The 18,729-nt window shown below is 45.8% G+C and carries 19 protein-coding genes, 1 tRNA gene and 1 riboswitch; of the genes, 6 read left to right on the plus strand and 14 right to left on the minus strand.

Features of this window, described 5'->3' with window-relative positions; translation table 11 throughout:
• Nucleotides 1-7: 7 nt before the first annotated feature.
• A complete protein-coding gene (locus EUAN_RS06840) occupies nucleotides 8-685 on the minus strand; it encodes a response regulator transcription factor (RefSeq protein WP_071063038.1) in 678 nt (225 codons plus the stop codon).
• A 131-nt stretch (nucleotides 686-816) separates the two neighbouring features.
• On the opposite strand from EUAN_RS06840, the gene EUAN_RS06845 reads away from it, so the two are divergent.
• Nucleotides 817-1,929 (plus strand): M20/M25/M40 family metallo-hydrolase, encoded by a 1,113-nt coding sequence (locus EUAN_RS06845; protein WP_071063040.1) that lies wholly within the window; start codon nucleotides 817-819, stop codon nucleotides 1,927-1,929.
• A 17-nt stretch (nucleotides 1,930-1,946) separates the two neighbouring features.
• Nucleotides 1,947-2,023: transfer RNA gene (locus EUAN_RS06850), tRNA-Val, on the plus strand.
• A 48-nt stretch (nucleotides 2,024-2,071) separates the two neighbouring features.
• Here EUAN_RS06850 and EUAN_RS06855 read toward each other — a convergent pair.
• From EUAN_RS06855 to EUAN_RS06870, 5 genes are read right to left on the minus strand one after another with little or no spacing between them, the layout of a single operon-like run.
• Nucleotides 2,072-2,860: an ABC transporter permease gene (locus EUAN_RS06855; RefSeq protein WP_071063042.1), complete on the minus strand. Its 789-nt coding sequence runs from the start codon at nucleotides 2,858-2,860 to the stop codon at nucleotides 2,072-2,074.
• On the minus strand, nucleotides 2,857-3,762 hold the full coding sequence (locus tag EUAN_RS06860) for an ABC transporter ATP-binding protein (protein WP_071063044.1): 906 nt from the start codon (nucleotides 3,760-3,762) through the stop codon (nucleotides 2,857-2,859). Before EUAN_RS06860 ends, EUAN_RS06855 begins: the two co-directional genes overlap by 4 nt.
• Nucleotides 3,763-3,791: 29 nt before the next feature.
• A complete protein-coding gene (locus EUAN_RS12675; protein ID WP_169817359.1) occupies nucleotides 3,792-3,941 on the minus strand; it encodes a hypothetical protein in 150 nt (49 codons plus the stop codon).
• Nucleotides 3,942-3,955: 14 nt separating this feature from the next.
• Nucleotides 3,956-4,855, minus strand: coding sequence for a TIGR00266 family protein (locus EUAN_RS06865; RefSeq protein ID WP_084655811.1), 900 nt, complete (start codon nucleotides 4,853-4,855; stop codon nucleotides 3,956-3,958).
• Between the two features lie 15 nt (nucleotides 4,856-4,870).
• On the minus strand, nucleotides 4,871-5,374 hold the full coding sequence (locus tag EUAN_RS06870) for a zinc ribbon domain-containing protein (protein WP_071063045.1): 504 nt from the start codon (nucleotides 5,372-5,374) through the stop codon (nucleotides 4,871-4,873).
• Between the two features lie 173 nt (nucleotides 5,375-5,547).
• On the opposite strand from EUAN_RS06870, the gene EUAN_RS06875 reads away from it, so the two are divergent.
• Together EUAN_RS06875 and htpG are read left to right on the plus strand one after the other, a co-directional pair.
• Complete coding sequence (locus tag EUAN_RS06875; RefSeq protein WP_071063047.1) at nucleotides 5,548-6,912, plus strand: hemolysin family protein; 1,365 nt, start codon at nucleotides 5,548-5,550, stop codon at nucleotides 6,910-6,912.
• A gap of 113 nt (nucleotides 6,913-7,025) precedes the next feature.
• The gene (gene htpG / locus EUAN_RS06880; protein ID WP_342669841.1) at nucleotides 7,026-8,891 is read left to right on the plus strand and encodes a molecular chaperone HtpG; all 1,866 of its coding nucleotides are present in this window, start codon (nucleotides 7,026-7,028) and stop codon (nucleotides 8,889-8,891) included.
• Nucleotides 8,892-8,926: 35 nt separating this feature from the next.
• Here the strand turns inward: htpG and EUAN_RS06885 are convergent, their stop codons facing one another.
• The 7 genes from EUAN_RS06885 to EUAN_RS06915 form a co-directional block, all read right to left on the minus strand.
• Nucleotides 8,927-9,439, minus strand: a complete 513-nt coding sequence (locus EUAN_RS06885; RefSeq protein WP_071063049.1) for a hypothetical protein — start codon at nucleotides 9,437-9,439, stop codon at nucleotides 8,927-8,929.
• An 8-nt stretch (nucleotides 9,440-9,447) separates the two neighbouring features.
• Nucleotides 9,448-10,062 carry a J domain-containing protein gene (locus tag EUAN_RS12940; RefSeq protein ID WP_071063051.1) on the minus strand — a complete coding sequence of 205 codons (615 nt, stop codon included), beginning with the start codon at nucleotides 10,060-10,062 and terminating at the stop codon, nucleotides 9,448-9,450.
• Nucleotides 10,059-10,979 (minus strand): DUF5685 family protein, encoded by a 921-nt coding sequence (locus EUAN_RS06895; RefSeq protein WP_245674460.1) that lies wholly within the window; start codon nucleotides 10,977-10,979, stop codon nucleotides 10,059-10,061. The genes EUAN_RS12940 and EUAN_RS06895 overlap by 4 nt, the downstream gene beginning before the upstream one ends.
• 58 nt (nucleotides 10,980-11,037) lie before the next feature.
• A complete protein-coding gene (locus EUAN_RS06900) occupies nucleotides 11,038-11,826 on the minus strand; it encodes a heme ABC transporter ATP-binding protein (protein ID WP_071063055.1) in 789 nt (262 codons plus the stop codon).
• Nucleotides 11,826-12,875, minus strand: a complete 1,050-nt coding sequence (locus tag EUAN_RS06905) for a FecCD family ABC transporter permease (protein WP_071063056.1) — start codon at nucleotides 12,873-12,875, stop codon at nucleotides 11,826-11,828. The genes EUAN_RS06900 and EUAN_RS06905 overlap by 1 nt, the downstream gene beginning before the upstream one ends.
• A gap of 14 nt (nucleotides 12,876-12,889) precedes the next feature.
• Nucleotides 12,890-13,813 carry an ABC transporter substrate-binding protein gene (locus EUAN_RS06910; protein WP_211266303.1) on the minus strand — a complete coding sequence of 308 codons (924 nt, stop codon included), beginning with the start codon at nucleotides 13,811-13,813 and terminating at the stop codon, nucleotides 12,890-12,892.
• Nucleotides 13,814-13,900: 87 nt separating this feature from the next.
• Nucleotides 13,901-14,077, minus strand: a riboswitch (cobalamin riboswitch).
• 62 nt (nucleotides 14,078-14,139) lie between these two features.
• Entirely contained in the window at nucleotides 14,140-15,417 is a 1,278-nt protein-coding gene (locus EUAN_RS06915; protein ID WP_071063060.1) for a DUF2254 domain-containing protein, read from the minus strand.
• Between the two features lie 106 nt (nucleotides 15,418-15,523).
• On the opposite strand from EUAN_RS06915, the gene EUAN_RS06920 reads away from it, so the two are divergent.
• Both EUAN_RS06920 and EUAN_RS06925 read left to right on the plus strand, forming a co-directional pair.
• Entirely contained in the window at nucleotides 15,524-16,900 is a 1,377-nt protein-coding gene (locus tag EUAN_RS06920; RefSeq protein ID WP_071063062.1) for an aldehyde dehydrogenase, read from the plus strand.
• 170 nt (nucleotides 16,901-17,070) lie between these two features.
• On the plus strand, nucleotides 17,071-18,465 hold the full coding sequence (locus tag EUAN_RS06925) for a sodium-dependent transporter (RefSeq protein ID WP_071063063.1): 1,395 nt from the start codon (nucleotides 17,071-17,073) through the stop codon (nucleotides 18,463-18,465).
• A 29-nt stretch (nucleotides 18,466-18,494) separates the two neighbouring features.
• Here the strand turns inward: EUAN_RS06925 and EUAN_RS06930 are convergent, their stop codons facing one another.
• Complete coding sequence (locus EUAN_RS06930) at nucleotides 18,495-18,725, minus strand: DUF2798 domain-containing protein (RefSeq protein WP_071063065.1); 231 nt, start codon at nucleotides 18,723-18,725, stop codon at nucleotides 18,495-18,497.
• Between the last annotated feature and the right edge of the window lie 4 nt (nucleotides 18,726-18,729).

The following is an 18,729-nucleotide window of genomic DNA, read 5'->3' on the forward strand; positions in this document are numbered from 1 at the left end:
TTTTATGCTAAGCTCCTTCCGTCTCAAACCTATAACCCACTCCTCTCAGTGTGACTATGTGCTTGCTGCAGTCCCCAAGCCTTTTTCTAAGCAGCTTTATATGGGTGTCAAGTGTCCTGTCGTCACCATAGAAATCGTACCCCCATACCTCTGTTATAAGCTTCTCTCTTGTAAGTGCTATATTCCTGTTTTTAACCATGTAGGACAGCAGCTCATACTCCTTTGGAGAAAGGTCTATTCTGACACCGTCAAGCTTGGCTGTCCTGGCTGTGAAGTCGACCTCCAGCCCATCGCATTCAAATTTCTCTCTGGCCAGCTCCGACTTCCTTCCCCGCCCTATAACAGCTCCAACTCTCATCATCAGCTCTTTCGGCGAGAAGGGCTTCACTACGTAGTCGTCCACTCCAAGCTCGAACCCGTGTATCCTGTCGTACTCCTCGCCTCTGGCCGAAAGCATTATGACCGGAACGTCCGAGGTCTTCCTTATCTCCTTGCAAGTCGAAAATCCGTCTAGCTCCGGCATCATTACGTCTAGCACAATCAAATCTATGCTTTCGCGCCCTAATATCTCTATGGCCTCTATCCCATTTCCAGCTTCGCATACGCTGTATCCCTCGAACTCCGCGTATTTTTTTATAAGCTCTCTTATCTTCTCCTCATCGTCCACTACAAGTATCCTGTGCATCTGTCTATCCTCTCCAAACTTATATTTATTCTATTATTATACCCTTTTCCCTCAAAAATAAAAGTGTGGAGCTTTCCAAAAGCTTTACACTGGGCTATAATCGACTTATATAGAACGTTGGAGGTGCTTGTATGATAGACAGAGAAAGACTTTTAAATAGATTTTTAAGATATGTTCAAATAGACAGCGAAACCGGAAACGAGCTAGAGATGGCAGAGCTGCTTTCAGCTGAGCTTTCAGCGCTTGGATTAAGAGTGGATAGAGATGACGCCGGTGAAAAATCAAACAGCAACGGATACAATGTATACGGCTTTCTAGCGGGCGATTCAGAGTCTGAGCCTATACTACTCTCGGCCCATATGGACACTGTATCTCCCGGAGCGGGAGTGGTGCCAGTTGTGGAAAGCGGAGTGGTGAGATCAGACGGATCCACAGTGCTCGGTGGCGATGACAAGAGCGGAATAGCCATAATAATGGAGTGCATCGAGACCATAGTGGAAAAAAATATAGAGAGACGACCGATAGAAGTCGTTTTCACCATCTGTGAAGAGGGGGGGCTGAATGGAGCCAAGAACCTGGATGTATCTAAGCTGAGCGCCAAGCATGGAATTGCAATAGACTCCGGTGGCCCTATAGGCACTATATACAACAGCGGCCCTTCCCAGGACAGCTTTCATGTCAAGATCATCGGGAAAACGGCCCATGCCGGAATGGAACCTGAAAAAGGAGTTAGCGCCATAGGGATAGCTGCAGAGGCCATTTCGTCCATGCCCCTCTACAGGGTAGACGAAGACACTACAGCCAATATAGGTACAATTTCGGGAGGAGTCGCTACAAATATAATAGCTTCAGATGTGGTCATAACCGCGGAAGCTAGAAGCAAATACAACGAAAAGCTAGACCCCCAAAGCGAGACTATGAAGCGCATATTCGAAGATACGGCATCAGAAATGGGCGGGAAGGCCGTAGTGAATGTCAAGAGGGAGTACGGCGCTTTCAATGTCCCAGAAAGTCAACCGTTTGTATCGGAGCTGAAAGACGCTTTTTCTAGAGCCGGATTCGACCCGGTGTGCAAGTATGTAGGTGGCGGCGGCGATGCAAATATCTACTTTGAGCACGGAATAAATGTGGTGAACATATCCTCGGGAATGACAGATGTCCACACTGTAAAAGAGTCTATAAGAATTGAAGATATGTACAGTTGTTCTAAAGTCTTGCTTGACTTTTTAGCTTCCATATTGTAGAATTTGTCTATACATGTGGGAAAGTAGCTCAGCTGGTTAGAGTGCCACCTCGACAAGGTGGAAGTCGCTGGTTCGACCCCAGTCTTTCCTACCATAGACAGCTTTACTTAGCAAAACCCCGGCTCAATTGAGCCGGGGTTTTTTAGTCTATAAGCTTTTCAGCTGTAAACTTTCTTGTTGCAACCTTTATCAAAAAGTAGTCGGCAACGGCTACTGCCACTCCAATAGTCAGCAGTATTATTTCGTTTAGCAAAAACAGCCCTGTAGTCTGCCCCACTATAAGCATCACAACTGGAATGACTACGAACCCACTCATCTGCTGCGCTTCCTGAAAAGTGCTCACTCTTGCAGAGACTATCACCATAAATATTATGCCTAGAAGCGCTACCGCCGGAGATATCAGAAGTATCGTTATTATCCACTTCGCATTTGGAAATATGAGGCTCTCAAAGTATCTCCATCCCCCCACGTTGACTATAGCTCCGAAGACCACAAAAGAAGCTAGCGTCACCCCATATGCAGGCACAAAAGTGGAGACTACCTTTGAAAAGAAAAGCTCTTTTATGCTCATAGGCGTATAGAGAAGTGTCTCCAGCGTCTTTCGCTCTTTTTCTCCCACAAAGCTGCTCGCTCCTAGTATGCTAGAGGTCATTATAGGTATCAAAATAAAGAACACAGGAAAGATGTAGTTTACGGTCAGGTATATCAGCAGCTGCACATCGCTTTCAAAGACCTCCGATGGATCTAGAAGCGATAGCATGGGCTTCAAATCTCCCATCTCTCCAGCGCCAAGCTCAGCTGTCGCAAATATGACTACGGGAAATATAACCACAAATACAATCGGAACTATTAGCATTGGAAGCAGCATCATCTTGTTTCCAATTACCTCTTTTACATCCTTGTATATCATAGCTTTTTGAGCAGAATTCATTTTTTCTCACCACCTTGATATGCAAAGTAGAGGTCCTCTAAACTCCAATGCGACTGGTCGGCCTCATATATATCTCCGCCAGCACTTACTATCGCATTGACTATGCCAGAGGCTTCCTTGTCTCCGGAAATGGGCAATCTGTAAATTCCGCTCTCCTCATCCAAGTATCCTCTGTATTCAGATGGCAAGTTATCCCCTCTTATGTTTAAGTGTATTCCGCTGTTTTTTTCCTTCAAGAGCTCTTCAAATGTCCCGAAGCCTATAAGCCTTCCCTTGTTCAGAAAGCCGTAGAGAGAACATATCTCCTCGGCGTACTTAAGCTGATGTGTGCATAGAAACACAGTCACTCCATGCTCTTTTGCAAGCCTTTTTATCATATGCGAGACACTTCTTGCGCTTTCAGGGTCAAGCCCCGAAGTAGGCTCGTCTAGAAAAAGCACCTTGGGGCTGTGAAGCAGCGCCCTCGCCAAGGACATCCTCTTCTTCATACCTGTGCTGTAAGCCTTGACTTTCTTGTCTTTGTGCTCATATAGCCCAAGCGTATTTAGAAGCTCTTCGCTCCGGCTGGATATTTCCGACTTCTCCATGGAATATAGCTTGCCGAAAAAGTCCAGATTCTCCCACGCTGTGAGATTTTCATAGGATGATGCCGTCTCCGTCATCACCCCTGAAATCCTATGCGCTTCTGCCACATTCTCTCTGACGTCTATCCCGTGGATATTCACTCTTCCTTCAGTCTTCTCCAGAATTCCGTTTATAACCCTTACCGCTGTAGTCTTTCCAGATCCATTGGGGCCTAGAAATCCAAATATCTCTCCTTGCGGTATGCTGAATGTAAGAGAGTCTAGAACCCTAGACTCTCCAAAATTTTTGCTTAGGCCTTCCACTTCTATAGCCTTCAAATCTAAAACCTCCCAAATACAATTCTATTTCAATAGGGATTATTATAAAAATATACCCAAACTGCAATAACCATAGCCAGTGTAATCGCAGAAGCTATTCCCAGAATCTTGTTTTTTCTAATCACTCCATATACTATTCCCGCAATCGAAGCTATCGAAAGAACTATCCCTAGTAGCATTCTCCTCACTCCTTCTACTTGAACATATCTCCAAGCCCTCTAGTTATCTCGCCCATGGGATTGTTCATGCCTGGGTTCTCTCCCTTTCTGGCTCCAACGGCTTTTGAAATCCTATCGGCCATCCTGCTGAAAGGCAGCGACTGTATCCATACATGTCCTGGCCCTGTAAGAGTAGCCAGAAAAAGCCCTTCCCCTCCAAAGAGACCGCTCTTTATGTCTCCAGCAAATGCGACGTCATAGTTTACAGTCTCGCTCATAGCCACAAGGCATCCTGTGTCCAGCCTTAACACTTCCCCAGGCGAAAGCTCTTTTTTTACTATCGTTCCGCCTGCATGTATAAATGCAAGCCCGTCCCCTGTGAGCTTCTGCATTATAAAGCCTTCTCCACCGAAGAGACCGGAGCCTATTCTCTTGTTCAGATGAATTCCAACAGAGATTCCCTTAGCTGCGCATAGAAAGGCATCTTTCTGGCATATGAGGGAAGTTCCAAACTCCTTTATCTCCACAGGTATTATCTTCCCAGGATAAGGTGCTGCGAATGCCACATGCGACTTTCCAGGCCCCATATTCTGAAACGAAGTCATAAAGAGGCTCTCCCCTGTAAGTACTCTTTTTCCTGCACCCATAAGCTTGCCCATAAGGCCTTTTCCATCGTCTGTTCCGCTGCCATCTCCGAATATGGTGTCCATCTTTATGTCAGGCTCCATATACGTCATGCCCCCGGCTTCAGCGACTACGCTTTCTCCAGGGTCTAGCTCTATCTCCACAAGCTGCATATCGTCTCCGTATATCACATAGTCTATTTCGTCAGCTTGCTTGAAATTTCCCTGCGGTCCCGAAACCACCTTCGCGCCACACTCCCCACAGAATTTTGCATTGTCAGCTATATTTGCTCCACAGTTGTTGCATTTCATCTCTCTATCTCTCCTCTAGTCTAGTTTTTGTCCACATTCCGGGCAGAATTTAAGCCCACTTTCAATCTCCGAGCCGCAGCTTGGACATTTCGCCGAACTTCCTGCTGGCTCTGCCGCCACTTCGGAATTCACTTCACTCTCCATATTATACCCGCATTCCGGACAGAACTTCTTTCCAACCTCCACATTGTTTCCGCATGAAGGGCAAGGTTTCGTCTCCATTCTGACCGTGTTTTCTCCCCCTGCTCCATCGGCTTTTATGGATTCTATCTGAGCTTCTATAACCTTTATCTGCTCATTCGCCTGTGCTATCTGTCTGCAGTGCTCTGAAGGCTCAGGCTCCAACGCCACGCCGTTTTCGAACTCTTTCCAGTAGTACTCCCCTATCTGCTGCTTCGACCTTGTTATCTTGTTTTTTTCTTCGCTTATCCTGGAGTTAAGCTTCTGTATCTCCAGAAGATCGCTTGCCTTGTCAGTTGCATCTTTAGCCATATTGCTTAGTTTATCAAATAAACCCATTTCAATCCCTCCAATTATATATCTAATACTTATACAGTGCATCTTTTATTTTCAGTAGATTTATACCCCGATTCCAATGTCTGCAACTTTTTTTTGAAATAGCTTGAATTTCTAGCGTTTCAATATTAAAATGTTCTTTAAACTTATTAAATTAGAGGAGCGTGTATTTAAAGATGGAATCTGACCCTGAACAGAATAGTTTGATATTTCGATTTGCGCTAATATTATTTCTCACAGCAGTCAATGCGTTTTTCGCCTCAGCCGAAATGGCCATGGTTTCTTTGAACAGAAATAGACTGACGTCATTGGCCAAAAAAGGCAATAAAAAGGCGGTCTTGCTTGAAAAGCTTCTGTCTGAGCCGACTAAGTTTCTTTCCACAATACAGGTCGGAATAACTCTGGCTGGCTTTTTTTCAAGTGCGTCAGCAGCTACTGGTATTTCCGGAGTTTTCGGGGAGTTCCTCGGAGGTTTTGGGATACCTTACGGGACTCAAATAGCCTTTGTGGTCGTCACAGTTCTGCTTTCATATGTGACTCTCGTGTTTGGAGAGCTATACCCCAAGAGGCTCGCACTTCAAAATTCAGAGAAAATTGCGATGTTCTCTGTCAAGCCCATCATGGTAGTATATAAAATCGCCATGCCATTTGTAAAGCTACTTTCAATTTCAACCAGCCTGCTGATAAGGCTGACCGGCATGGAGACCAAGGGGCTTGAAGAGAAGGTCTCTCGTGAAGAAATTCGCTCTCTTATAGGAGTAGGTCAGGAGCATGGTGTGATAAACGAGACTGAGCGAGAAATGATAGACAGCATCTTCAGATTTGACGACAAGATCGCCAAGACGGTTATGACTCCCAGGACAGAGGTATTTATGCTGGACTTGGATATGCCCTACAGCGACTATGTCGACTCCATTGTAAGCGAAAAACATTCCAGAATACCTGTCTACCGTGGCGATATAGACAATATAATCGGGATTCTCAACTTAAAGGATTTCTTGACAGAAGCCTATGAGCTCGGCTTTGAAAACGTAGATATCGAGAAGATTATGAGGCCGCCTTATTTTGTGCCTGAGCGAAAGTATATAGACGATCTGTTTAAAGAGCTTCAGGCATCTAACACCCATATAGCTGTGCTTATAGACGAGTACGGCGGATTCTCTGGCATAGTCACCGTAGAGGATCTGCTTGAAGAGATTGTCGGAGAAATCTATGACGAATTCGACGAGGAAGACTCCAACATAAAGAAGATTTCGGAAAGCGAGTATCTTATCCGGGGTCTTGCCACTGTAGAGGATTTAAATGAGCTGCTGCATCTCAACTTGAATGAAGACTCAGAGGAGTACGACACTTTGGGTGGGCTATTACTTCACCTCATAGAGTATATCCCGGAGCCAGGCGAGAAAAAAACTGTGGAATACAAGAATCTGCTTTTCGATATAGCTTTGGTAAAAGACAACAGGATAGAGCTTGTAAAGCTCACTATACTGCCTGATAGGGATTCAAAGGAATCTGCCAAAGGTACGAGCCCGACTGAATAGTCTGGCTCTTTTTTATTGACTTGAGCCTGAATTTATGGTATATAAGAATTATGAATCTGGCACTCATCTGCGAAGAGTGCTAATAGTTTTCAAGGAGGAGATTTACTTTGACAGTGAAACAGTTTCAAGCCGAATCCAAAAGACTTCTGGATTTAATGATCAATTCAATCTACACCCACAAGGAGATCTTCCTAAGGGAGCTTATCTCAAACGCAAGCGACGCCATAGACAAGATATACTACAAGTCGCTTACAGACGAGAGCCTGGAGTTCAGTCCTGAAAGCTACTCTATAAAGCTCGTTCCAGACAAGAGCTCTAGAACTCTTAAAATTGTAGACACAGGTATAGGCATGACGGAAAGCGAGCTCGAGGAGAGCCTGGGAATCATAGCCAAGAGCGGTTCTCACGCATTCAAGAGCGAGAACGAGCTGAAAGACGGCTACGACATAATAGGACAATTCGGGGTTGGATTCTACTCCGCCTTTATGGTGGCAGACAAGGTTACCGTGGTCTCCAAGGCGCTGGGCAGCGAACAGGCCTACAGATGGGAGTCTGAAGGAGCTGAGGGCTACACAATAGAGCCTTGTGAAAAAGAGTCTGTGGGAACCGAGATAACACTTTCCATAAAGGAGAACACAGAAGACGAGAACTACGACGAATACCTCGACAAGTACAGACTAAGACAGATAGTCAAGAAGTACTCGGACTTTATAAGATACCCTATAGTTATGGAGATGGAGAAGTCCAAACTGAAAGAAGGCTCGGAAGACGAGTACGAGAACTATGTCGAAGAAGAGACAGTAAACAGCATGGTGCCTATCTGGAAGAAGAACAAGAGCGAACTCAGCGACAAGGACTACGAAAATTTCTACTCAGAGAAGCACTACGGATTCGACAAGCCTCTTATGCATATACACACAAGCGTAGAAGGGGCTGTCAGCTACAATGCGATACTCTACATTCCTGAGAGCGTGCCTTTCGACTTCTACACACCTGAGTATGAAAAAGGGCTTGAGCTCTACTCTAGCGGCGTGATGATAATGAGCAGATGTGCAGATTTGCTTCCAGACTACTTCAGCTTTGTTAAGGGCCTTGTGGACTCTGAAGACCTATCTCTGAACATATCTAGAGAGATGCTGCAGCATGACAGACAGCTGAAGCTCATAGCCAAAAACATCAAGAACAAGATAAGAAATGAGCTTAAGTCTCTGCTCAAGAACGACAGGGAGAAGTACGAATCTTTCTACAAGTCATTTGGAAGACAGCTCAAGTTCGGAGTATACAGCGATTTCGGAGCCAACAAAAAAGACCTAGAGGAACTGCTTCTGTTCCCGTCTTCAAAAGACAAGTCGCTTGTGTCGCTTAAAGAGTACCTTGACAGAAAACCTGAAGACCAGAAGTATATCTACTACGCAACTGGGGAGTCTTTGGAGAGGATAGAGAAGCTTCCTCAGACTGAGATGGTCCTAGACAAGGGGTACGAGATACTCTACTTTACAGATGAAGTAGACGAGTTCGCCATAAAGATGATGCGCTCTTACGGAGACGTGGAGTTTAAGTCTGTCTCAAGCAGCGACCTTGGAATAGAAGGCGAAGACGAGATCAAAGACGACGACACTGAGCACAAGGACATGTACGAAAAGATGAAAGAGATACTGGGCGACAGAGTCAGCTCTGTAAAGTCGTCTTCAAGGCTTAAGAGCCACCCTGTATGCTTCTCTAGCGAGGGAGATATCTCTGTCGAGATGGAGAAAGTGCTTAACGCTATGCCTTCTGGTGAAAAGGTGAAGGCTGAGAAAGTGTTGGAGATAAACACAGGCCACAGTGTTTTCAGCTCGCTTGAAAATGCTTTCAAGTCAGACCAGGAGAAATTTGCCCTCTACACAGAACTGCTGTACAGCCAAGCTGTGCTTATAGATGGGCTTTCAGTTGGAGACCCTGTGGAATTTGCAGACAATATATGCAAGCTTATGGTTTAAAAAAGAGCACCCGGAACCGGGTGCTCTTCACTTTTTTAGCCCAGCTTGGGCTTTATGCGCTCTATATAGTATGATATGGCCAGGCTCATCGCATAGTCATAGACAACGAACAGTATCTCCGAAACCATCACCACGATCCAAATAGACAGGGGAAGCTTTAGCTGTTCCGACAAAAACAGCTTTCCGACCGAGTAGCCTAAAAAAGCCAGTACATTAAACACTATTGCTTTAATCAGCCACTCAAGCTCAAATCTGTTCAGTCTCTCTATGGCGTATTTCGCCAAGGGATATACCCCAAAAAAGAATATATACGAGAGCACAAACAGCTTATCTGGAACCAAGGCAAACCCAAGCGCCGAAGACGCAGCGTATACGAGTGCTCCTACTTTTAAATCCGTCTCCACTACAGCTATAGCCACAAGCACAGATGAAGCAGCCAGCAGCGAAAGCTTTGTAGTCACAAGGACCGTGGAGAGGTAGAGCACTACGACGGAAAGCACCGTTATCATGGCGCCTCTTGATATATCTCTAGTCTTTCTATTTCTCATACGGACCCCTAGCAGCAGCTTATGAAGTCGCCGCCACAGCACTCGCAGCAGCAGTCTGTACATATAAGGCATGTGCACATGTCACAGCACGAGCCTGAGCTCTGCCTGTAGCCGCCTTGATTGCCGTAAGACCTGTAGCCCTGGTTTCTGTAGTTAAAGTTGTACATGGCATTCCTGTATTCCATATTCCCGGGCTCCATCTGCGAAGCCAGGTTTATATGCTGGTAGGCCTGGTCGTACCAGCCTTTCTTCAAGTACACAACTCCCATAAGGTAGTTCCACTCGGCTCCCCTGGTTGATATCCTTGAGAGCATGGACTCCGCTCCTGAGATATTTCCTCGCTCTATCATAGACCTTATCTCGCCGTAGCCAACTCCAGACTGACTGTTGTAGCTCGAGCTTTGGCTTTTACTGTAATTTCCGCTGCCACTGGCGGCCGTCTTCCCAGCAAGCTGGTCGTAGGCCTGATTTACCTCTTTCAGCTTCTCCTGTGCAAGATCTGACAGGGGGTTGTTTGCGTACTGGTCCGGATGGTACTTCTTTACAAGACGCTTGTACGCCAGTTTTATCTCCTCTATGCTGCTCCCTCTTTGTACACCTAGTACTTCGTATGGATCTCTCAACTCTTCTCGTCTCCCTTCTTGCCTAAAATTCTCTCCATTTTGAATCTCATACCCATATAAACTATGTTTTCAACTATCTCCCTGTTTCTGTAGAGCTCCAAGACCTCAAGTGATTTGGAGACATTGTCCAGCGTAAAAGTCAGGGAAAACTCCACCCTCTCGACTATCCTGGACTTGAACTCCTCTAGCGTCTCGTCTTCGCTGTATTCATACTGAAGCAGCAGCGGATTGTAGCTGTTTTCTTTCAAATCGTTCTCCATATCTTCAAATGCATCCAAGATATAGATCCATCTGCCCAAGTTGTAGCCCATAAAGCCAAGCGCTCTCTTTACACCCTCGTCCTCTATATACTCGGGAGTGGCTATAGCTTCCATAAGCTTTCCAAATGTATCCGCCGCTTCATCCACCACTTTGCAGCTTTCGGACTCCAGCGCTGAAAGCCTCTCAAGACTCTCCGCTATAGCTCTGTGCTTTTCCGGGTGCTTGAAAGCGGACTTTCTAAATGCAAGTGCAAACGGAATATCGGCGAAAAGCGATTTAAAAGACTTCTCGTCTCTCCAGTCGTCTCTCAACTTGTGGTGTATCAGCGCCATGGATAGATCCGCCGTATACTCAAGCGCTCTGTTCTCTAAAGCTACTGGTTTCTTCTTCAGCGGGTTCGAGATACAGCCCTCTCTCGCAAACCTGTCGGGCTCCTCTTCAAGCGAAGAGAGCACTATCCCTAGAAACGCCAAGTCGTAGTTCAGCCCCAGCCTGGAAAGCTGGCTGTAGTTTCTTCCCATGGACTTGCACAGCCCGCAGTAGTACCCCCTGAAAACATCGTACTCTCTCATCTTCAACTCCGGCTTATACGGTGTTATATATCCAAACAAGTTTTCACACTCTTCTCTTTTTAGTCTATACTTCCTATACTTCATTTTATCATATTTCAGAATCTTTCGCGAATTAGAAAAGACACCTTCCGGTGCCTTAAGTTTAAAACTGACTGTATAGTGGTATTATATGCGGCTTTCCTGTCTCTGGATTCTCCACCAAGTTGACTTTGAGCCCGTATACCTCCTCTATATTGGACGCTGTAAGCACTTCTTCAGGGCTTCCCTTGGCCACTATCTCGCCTTTGCTTATAAGGAACAGCTTGTCGCTGTACTCCGCCGCCAAGTTAAGGTCGTGAAGTATGGCCACCACAGTGACCCCCTTTTCCCTGTTCAGCTTTCTGACTGTGTCTAAAAGCTCTATCTGATACCTCAAGTCTATATGGGATATGGGCTCGTCCAGCAGCATTATATCTGCGCTCTGGGCTATGGCTCTCGCTATTATGGCCCTCTGTCTCTCGCCTCCGCTTATGCCGTTTATCTTCTTCTCTCTCAAGTGGACTATGTCCACCATCTTCATGGCGCACTCCACTATCTCTAGGTCGACTTCACTCTCAGACTGAAACCTCCTGAGGTATGGAGATCGCCCCATCATAACAATGTCCTCAACCGAAAAGTCAAACTCCACTGCCGTGTTCTGCGGAACTGTAGCCACTGTCTTTGCAAGCTCCTTTTTTGTGTAAGTCTTTGCGTCTCTCTCATTTAGATATATGCTTCCGCCCTTCAACTCAAGCGCAGAAGAAATCAGCTTAAAGAGAGTTGTCTTTCCCGAGCCGTTCGGCCCTATTACGCTGTAGAATTTCCCCACTTCCACCTGAAAGTCTATACCACGGAGCACTTTCTCCTCTCCATAGCTCCAGCTTAAATTTCTCACCTCTATGGCGCTCTTCATCAATTCACCTTCTTGCTCTTTATAAGTAGATATATGAAATAAGGGGCTCCAAATACAGAGGTTATGGCCCCGACCGGTATCTCTACAGGAGGGATAGCCGTCCTCGCTATAGTATCTGAAACTATCATAAATATGGCCCCTCCCAGGGCGGAGAAAGGCACCAGCGTCCTGTTGTCCGGCCCTGTCATAAGCCTTATGGTGTGGGGTATTATAAGCCCCACAAAGCCTATTATTCCGCTTACAGCAACTGTAGCTCCAACCAACAGAGATGTTACGCCTAGCAGTATCTTCTTCACCTTTTCGACCTCTACTCCAAGCCCCTTGGCCGTCTCATCACCCATAAGCATTATGTTCAAATCTCTCGAGAATATCGTTATGGCTACCACTCCTGCCGCCACAAAAGGAGCTAGCAGCCTGACCTGAGTCCAGCTGGCCGCTGATACGCTTCCCATAAGCCAGAAGACTATCTTCTCCACTTGAGCTCTGTTAAAGAGCATCATCAACGATATTATCGAAGACAGCAGATAGCTTACCGATATTCCCGCCAGTATGAGCGAGACTATTGGAACTCTGTTCCCCACCTTGGCTATGCTGTAGACAAGGACTATGGTCCCTATAGCTCCTACAAAGGCCATGACGGTAGTTCCTCCAAGCCCCATGATTCCACCACCTACTCCAAACAAGAGTGCCAGAGTGGCCCCAAGGGCCGAGCCTGACGACACTCCCAGCACATAGGGGTCGGCCATAGGGTTTTTAAACATCCCCTGGAAGGCCGCCCCCGAAACCGAGAGACCCGTTCCCACAAGCCCCGCCAGTGCTATCCTCGGCAGACGCAGTTTCCATATTATATTTATATACTTCTGATCTATATCTCCTACGTCTACAAAGCTTCCCACAAAGGGCAGTTTGTGAGTCAATATCCTAAGGGCCTCCTCTACCGATATGTCCGCCACTCCCATCATGCTTGTAATTAAAATCAGGACTCCTAGAATAAGGAGTCCTCCTGAAAACATCAATCTGTATCTTCTTCTATTCTCTATAAAGGCCATTTAAATCCTTCTTTCTATTTGAAAGCTTCTGGATGCAAAAGCTCTGCAAGCTCTTCCAGTCCGTCTGCAAGCCTAGGACCTTGCCTGTCCAGCTTGTTGTTGTCTATCTCGTAGAGTTTCCCCTCTTTCACCGCTCTAAGGTCGCTGTAGCCGTTTGCCGACTCTATTCCAGCTTTAGAGTCAAAGTACTTGGAGCATACCAGCACGTCCGGGTCTTTCTCTACAAGCTTTTCAAGGCTGTACTTCCAGCCCTCTGCATCGTCTGCCGCATTCGTTCCTCCGGCCATCTCTATCATCTGGGCTATAAAAGTCTCTTTGGTGGCTGTAAAGTCTCCAGATTCCCCGTATCCTACAACGTAGTAGACAGAAGGCTTCTCTAGCCCCTCCACCTTGGACTTGACATCCTCTACTTTGGCTTTCATACCGTCTACAACTTCCTGGGCGTTGGCTTCTCTGTTCATAACCTTGCCAAGCTTATCTATAGTCTCGTAGACTCCTTCAAAACTCTCTTCCCCGTAGAGAACCACTACTTTTATTCCCGCTTCCTCCAGCTTCTCCAGCACCTCTTTTTGAAAGTGAGTCGAAGCCACCACTATATCCGGGTCTAGCTCCACCATCTTCTCTATGCTTGGATCAGTCAAGCTCCCTACAGACTCCACATCCGAAACCTCTACTGGGTAGTCGCAGTAGTCTGTCCTTCCTATAAGCTTGTCTCCAGCTCCTATCGCGTATATAGATTCTGTTATATTCGGGGCCACAGATACCACTGTCTGAGGCTCCTCTTCAATTACAACTTCCCTTTCGTACGAATCCACTATAGTCATAGGGTAGCCCTCTGACTTGGATAGCTCAGACTTCTCCGTGTTTTTTCCGCAGCCTGCAAATGCAAAGAGCATAGCCATAATCAGCAGTATGCTTTTCAAATTCCTTTTAATCAATCCGATCACTCCTTCTATTTTCTGTAAAAAAAATACACCCATGGGTGCGAGAATATTCCTATATACTCTCATCCTCCCTCCGAAGATACAGTCTGTATGCATATGGCAGGTCTCCTGACTTGTGATTCGCCTTACTCTCCAGCCTTCTCGGTCTTCCCAATGGCTTTTCTGGATTTCATCCTCACCTACAGTAGCGGGGGCTGTAGCGGATTTTGACCGCTTTCCCTTTTAACTCTTTCAAGCACCCTATGCAGTATTAACTTGTCAGCTACATTATATCAGTTTATTGTTCAAAACAAAAGCGACTCTTTGAAAGTCGCTCTGCTCTAAACTATATCTGCTTTCTCGACAGCTATCATCTTGCCATCTATTCCTGACTTAAGCTCCGGATCTATTCGGTTGTAGAGATACTCCCCCATCTCATGCACCTTTTGTCTGTTTTCAGGGCTCGCCTTCTTGGATATCTCTCTCAGTGCCTTGTATATGGATAGCACCACAGATACATCGCCCTTTCCGTAATTCACTATCTGGTAGAAAGTGTAGTAGAGCTCTTTTTCAAAGGATATGGCCTCGTAGAAAGTGCCTGACTTTCCGTCTTCGGAATTTTTGACTAGATAGCCCTCCTCTAGATCTGCTATCTTCCCCATAAGCACGCCCAGTATTCTGATGCAGTGGTTCGCTGTATTCGGGTCGTTTATTCCTGGCGATATGGCCCTTAGAGCTATCTCCACTATCTTCTGCACAGAGAAGTCGAAGTCCTGAAGCTCGTTTCTCTCTATCCCTATAGTGACGGCATTTAAAAGCCTGCCTTTGTCGAAGTCCGTAACCTCTTTCATCTCTGAAAATCGCAGCCTTAAAAGCTCCGTCTCGTCTGTCACAAACTGACCAATCACCTTCTCTAGCAATACCTTGGCGGAAAGCTCTTTGGCCATGCTCTCCAATGCTTCCTTGTCCACTAGCTGTATATATCCGCTTCTATCGCTCTTTATACAGACTTCATACGGAAATCCTTTAAGTTCCAAGCTCTTCTCCAGCTTCACCTCTTCGACAGACTTTCTATAGCCTTCTATATTCTCCAGGGCCTCCCGGTATAGCCTGTCTATCAGATTATTAGCCTGTATCAAGTTTCCCACATGGTTTATAAAGACAGAGAAATACACCAGGCAGATTATGGAGTATATAACTCCCACTGTAGCCGAGATGACAAGGTATTCCGAAATGCTCTCTCTCATAAATAGAAGGGAAAGTATTGAGTAGATAAACCCGCCCATAAATATCCCCAGCACCTTCATGGTTATGCTGTCGTCTAGAAAGTTCTCGACAGTCCTCGGAGAGTACTGAGAGGTGTACATGGTCAGCACCACCATTATTGTGGAGAAGGTGAAAGTCGTCATTGTGAGGAGCGAGCCTGCTATTGCCCCTAGTATAGTCTGGGCCAGATCGACTTTTGTAAACATTATCCGTGGCAATACAAGCTCTGGATCGAACAGAGTCCTAGTGTCTATAGCCAGCACTATGGCTACCATTACAGTGGACATTATTCCGTGAATAGCAGGATATAGCCATACACTCTTCTTCATCTTAAGTATAAGCTTCTTGAACATTTCGATTCCCTCCAAAATTCTATATAAACCCTTTATACCCAGATTTAATTCAAACCAGCTAACTCTGTCGCTTCAATTTGTTGTAAGATATAGTGGAGGTGATTTTATGAATCAATATACGGATTTGCTTGAGTCCCAAAAGCGATATATGAGAGATGCTGAGTTTCTGGACCTTAACTCCAGGATATCAGCTCTAAAGAAGCTCAAGTCAGCCATAGTCGAACACGAGTCTGAGCTGATCTCGGCACTAGAGCACGATCTCGGCAAACACATATTTGAATCCTATTTAAGCGAAGTCGGATTTGTATACGACAGTATAAACTATGCCATAAAGAATTTGAAGAAGTGGATGAAGCCCAAGAAAGTCAGAAACGATTTGGCCCAGTTTCTGGGCAAGTCCATGGTCTACCCTTCCCACTACGGGTCTGTGCTTATAATAGGCTCTTACAACTACCCCTTTCAACTGACTATCGAACCTCTGGTGGGAGCTATCTCGGGAGGCAATACTGCGGTGCTTAAGCCTTCAGAGTACGCTGCAAAAACTGAGTCTGTAATTGAAAAGATAATATCTTCGTCGTTTGATGAAAGTTATATAGCTGTGGTCAAGGGTGATTACAAGGTGAACAGCGCTCTGCTGGACCTTGAATTCGACTATATCTTCTTCACCGGAAGCGTGAACGTGGGAAAGATAGTCATGGAAAAAGCCAGCAAACATCTGACGCCAGTTACACTTGAGCTTGGAGGCAAATCTCCAGCCATAGTTGACAAGACGGCCGATTTAAAGCTGGCCGCAGACAGAATCATCTGGGGCAAGCTCTTGAATTCAGGTCAGACATGTGTAGCTCCCGACTATGTGCTTGCAGACAGGACAGTGGCTTCCGAGCTACTCATAGAGCTGAAGTCGGCCATTGTCAGGTTTTACGGAGAAAATGCAGCCTTGAGCGAGGACTACGGACGAATAATAAACAGGCGCCATATGGAGAGGCTATCGTCTATTCTCCAAGCTGACAGTGAAAAGATTGCATTTGGTGGTTCTTTCGACATGGTCTCCAATTTCATAGAGCCCACGCTGATATGGGACGCATCCCTAGACGACAGCTCCATGCAGGAGGAGATATTCGGCCCTATACTTCCAATAGTGCTTTATGACGACTTTTGCGACATCGAACATGCCATATCCAAGAATCCAAAGCCGCTTTCACTCTACCTGTTCACATCCGACGACAAGCTGAGCGAACGAATTATCTCCAAGTTTCAGTTCGGTGGAGGCTGCGTAAACGACACTATCCTGCACGTGGCTTCAAAGCATTTGCCTTTCGGCGGAGTAGGCCAGTCTGGTACAGGACGGTATCACGGGGTCCACAATTTCGAGACTTTCACCTACAAAAAGGGGATTGTGAAGAGAAAGGGCAAGTTCGGCATAAGCATAGCTTCTCCGCCCTATGGAAACAAGCTCAGGTGGATCAGAAAACTATGGAAGTAGCTCTGAAAAAATGACATTTTTTTAATTTGACATAGAGCTTGTCAGTATATAGAATTGTGTTTGCGGAACTTGCTTTTTGAGTTTGGGATTCTAATGCTTTCATATCTGTTTCTGACTTATCAGGTGTGAAAGCATTTTTTATTTTAAGTCTATTTTAGGGAGGTAACCTTATGTCTAATTTAAATCGAGAGGCTGATAAGCGAGAAACCTTTTCTTCCGGCCTTGCAGTATTTTTTGCCACTCTCAGTTCGGCAGTGGGGCTAGGGAATATATGGAAGTTCCCCTACATGGTCGGCGAAAACGGGGGTGGAGCTTTTATTTTGATCTACCTTGTATGTGTATTTCTAGTTGGTATGCCTGTGGCCATATCGGAGTTCTTCATAGGCAGAAAGACTCGCTCAAACGCTGTAGACGCTTTTGAAAAGCTAAAGCCCGGAAGTTCTTGGAAGTTCGTAGGCTACTTAGGGGGAATTACCAGCTTTTTCGTAATGCTCTTCTACTCGACTGTAGGTGGATGGGTTTACAGGTACACTTTCAAAGCCCTTAGCATGGACTTCAAGTCTGTAGGCTCTATGTCCATAGAAGACGCCAGCCTTTTCGTGTCTTCGGAGTTTGGAAATGTAGTCTCGAGCCCTGTGGCCCCTATACTGTGGCAAATTGCCTTCACAGGGGTAGTTGCACTTATAATATTTGCAGGAGTAAAGAACGGAATAGAGAAAGTCACAAAGACGCTTATGCCTGTGCTTCTAGTGCTGATAGTCCTGTGTGCTGCAAGGTCGCTCACACTGGAAGGTGCCAGGGAGGGGATAGACTTCCTATTCACAGCCGACTTCTCAGCCATAACGCCAGGAGTGCTCTTGGCTGCACTTGGGCTTGCTTTCTTTAAGTTGTCTTTAGGCATGGGAACTATGATAACCTATGGCAGCTACTTCACAAAAGACAACAATATGTCTGCCACATCTGCAAAGGTCGCTATATCTGACATAGCTGTTTCAATGCTTGCAGGTCTGGCCATATTCCCTGTTGTCTTTACATTTGGACTCGAGCCAGGCGAAGGCCCTGGACTTCTGTTTAACACCATACCGCTTGTCTTTTCCAGAATACCGTTTGGAAACGTGCTCATTGTGGCTTTTTTCCTCTTGGCTTCGATAGCGGCTACTACGGCCATGACTTCGATGATGGCTGTTCCAGTTTCGATATTGAACGAAAAATTCAAGCTTAACAAGGGGCTTTCGGTTCTGATAGTGGCCGGGATAGTCTCTGCTATAGGAGCTCTTACTGTCCATCCTTCAAGCCTTCTAGGGCATATACAGCTTTTCGGAAAGAGCTTCTTCGACCTCTACGACTTTTTGGCGTCCAATATATTTATGCCGGTTGGAGGACTTCTGACTGTAGTATTCGTTGGATGGTTTGTGAAGAAAGTTCTGCTGTTCGATGAACTCTCAAATGGCGGCACAGTGAAAAACCAAGCCTACCTTAAGGCCTATGGTTTTCTAGTGAAGTTTGTGACTCCGCTGCTGCTGATATTTATATTCCTAAGCTCAATAGGAATTTTAAGTATGTAAAAAAACTCAGGGAATTTTCCCTGAGTTTTTTAATCGTCTTCCACCATCTTCTCCACTAGGTTTATCATCACCGGCACAAATATCCTGCCAAGCGGATACCCTATAGAAAGCCCCCTTAGCGACGACTTCAGCCAAGTGCTTAAAAATACGTCCCATGGAGTCATATTCATCATGGTTATCACAAGCGATATCGAAAGTGAAAGCGAGAGCGATATGAGAAAGCCCGATAGAAGGCTGGCATATCTTCTCTGTATTTTCATCGTC

It is taken from the genome of Andreesenia angusta, from assembly GCF_001855385.1.
GTDB lineage: Bacteria > Bacillota > Clostridia > Tissierellales > Gottschalkiaceae > Andreesenia > Andreesenia angusta.

Coding starts and splice junctions, on each gene's coding strand:
- EUAN_RS06840 (WP_071063038.1), bottom strand. CDS start 685: ATGCACAGGATACTTGTAGTGGACGATGAGGAGAAGATAAGAGAGCTT.
- EUAN_RS06845 (WP_071063040.1), top strand. CDS start 817: ATGATAGACAGAGAAAGACTTTTAAATAGATTTTTAAGATATGTTCAA.
- EUAN_RS06855 (WP_071063042.1), bottom strand. CDS start 2,860: ATGAATTCTGCTCAAAAAGCTATGATATACAAGGATGTAAAAGAGGTA.
- EUAN_RS12675 (WP_169817359.1), bottom strand. CDS start 3,941: ATGCTACTAGGGATAGTTCTTTCGATAGCTTCGATTGCGGGAATAGTA.
- EUAN_RS06865 (WP_084655811.1), bottom strand. CDS start 4,855: ATGAAATGCAACAACTGTGGAGCAAATATAGCTGACAATGCAAAATTC.
- EUAN_RS06870 (WP_071063045.1), bottom strand. CDS start 5,374: ATGGGTTTATTTGATAAACTAAGCAATATGGCTAAAGATGCAACTGAC.
- EUAN_RS06875 (WP_071063047.1), top strand. CDS start 5,548: ATGGAATCTGACCCTGAACAGAATAGTTTGATATTTCGATTTGCGCTA.
- EUAN_RS06885 (WP_071063049.1), bottom strand. CDS start 9,439: ATGAGAAATAGAAAGACTAGAGATATATCAAGAGGCGCCATGATAACG.
- EUAN_RS06895 (WP_245674460.1), bottom strand. CDS start 10,979: ATGAAGTATAGGAAGTATAGACTAAAAAGAGAAGAGTGTGAAAACTTG.
- EUAN_RS06900 (WP_071063055.1), bottom strand. CDS start 11,826: ATGAAGAGCGCCATAGAGGTGAGAAATTTAAGCTGGAGCTATGGAGAG.
- EUAN_RS06905 (WP_071063056.1), bottom strand. CDS start 12,875: ATGGCCTTTATAGAGAATAGAAGAAGATACAGATTGATGTTTTCAGGA.
- EUAN_RS06915 (WP_071063060.1), bottom strand. CDS start 15,417: ATGTTCAAGAAGCTTATACTTAAGATGAAGAAGAGTGTATGGCTATAT.
- EUAN_RS06920 (WP_071063062.1), top strand. CDS start 15,524: ATGAATCAATATACGGATTTGCTTGAGTCCCAAAAGCGATATATGAGA.
- EUAN_RS06925 (WP_071063063.1), top strand. CDS start 17,071: ATGTCTAATTTAAATCGAGAGGCTGATAAGCGAGAAACCTTTTCTTCC.
- EUAN_RS06930 (WP_071063065.1), bottom strand. CDS start 18,725: ATGAAAATACAGAGAAGATATGCCAGCCTTCTATCGGGCTTTCTCATA.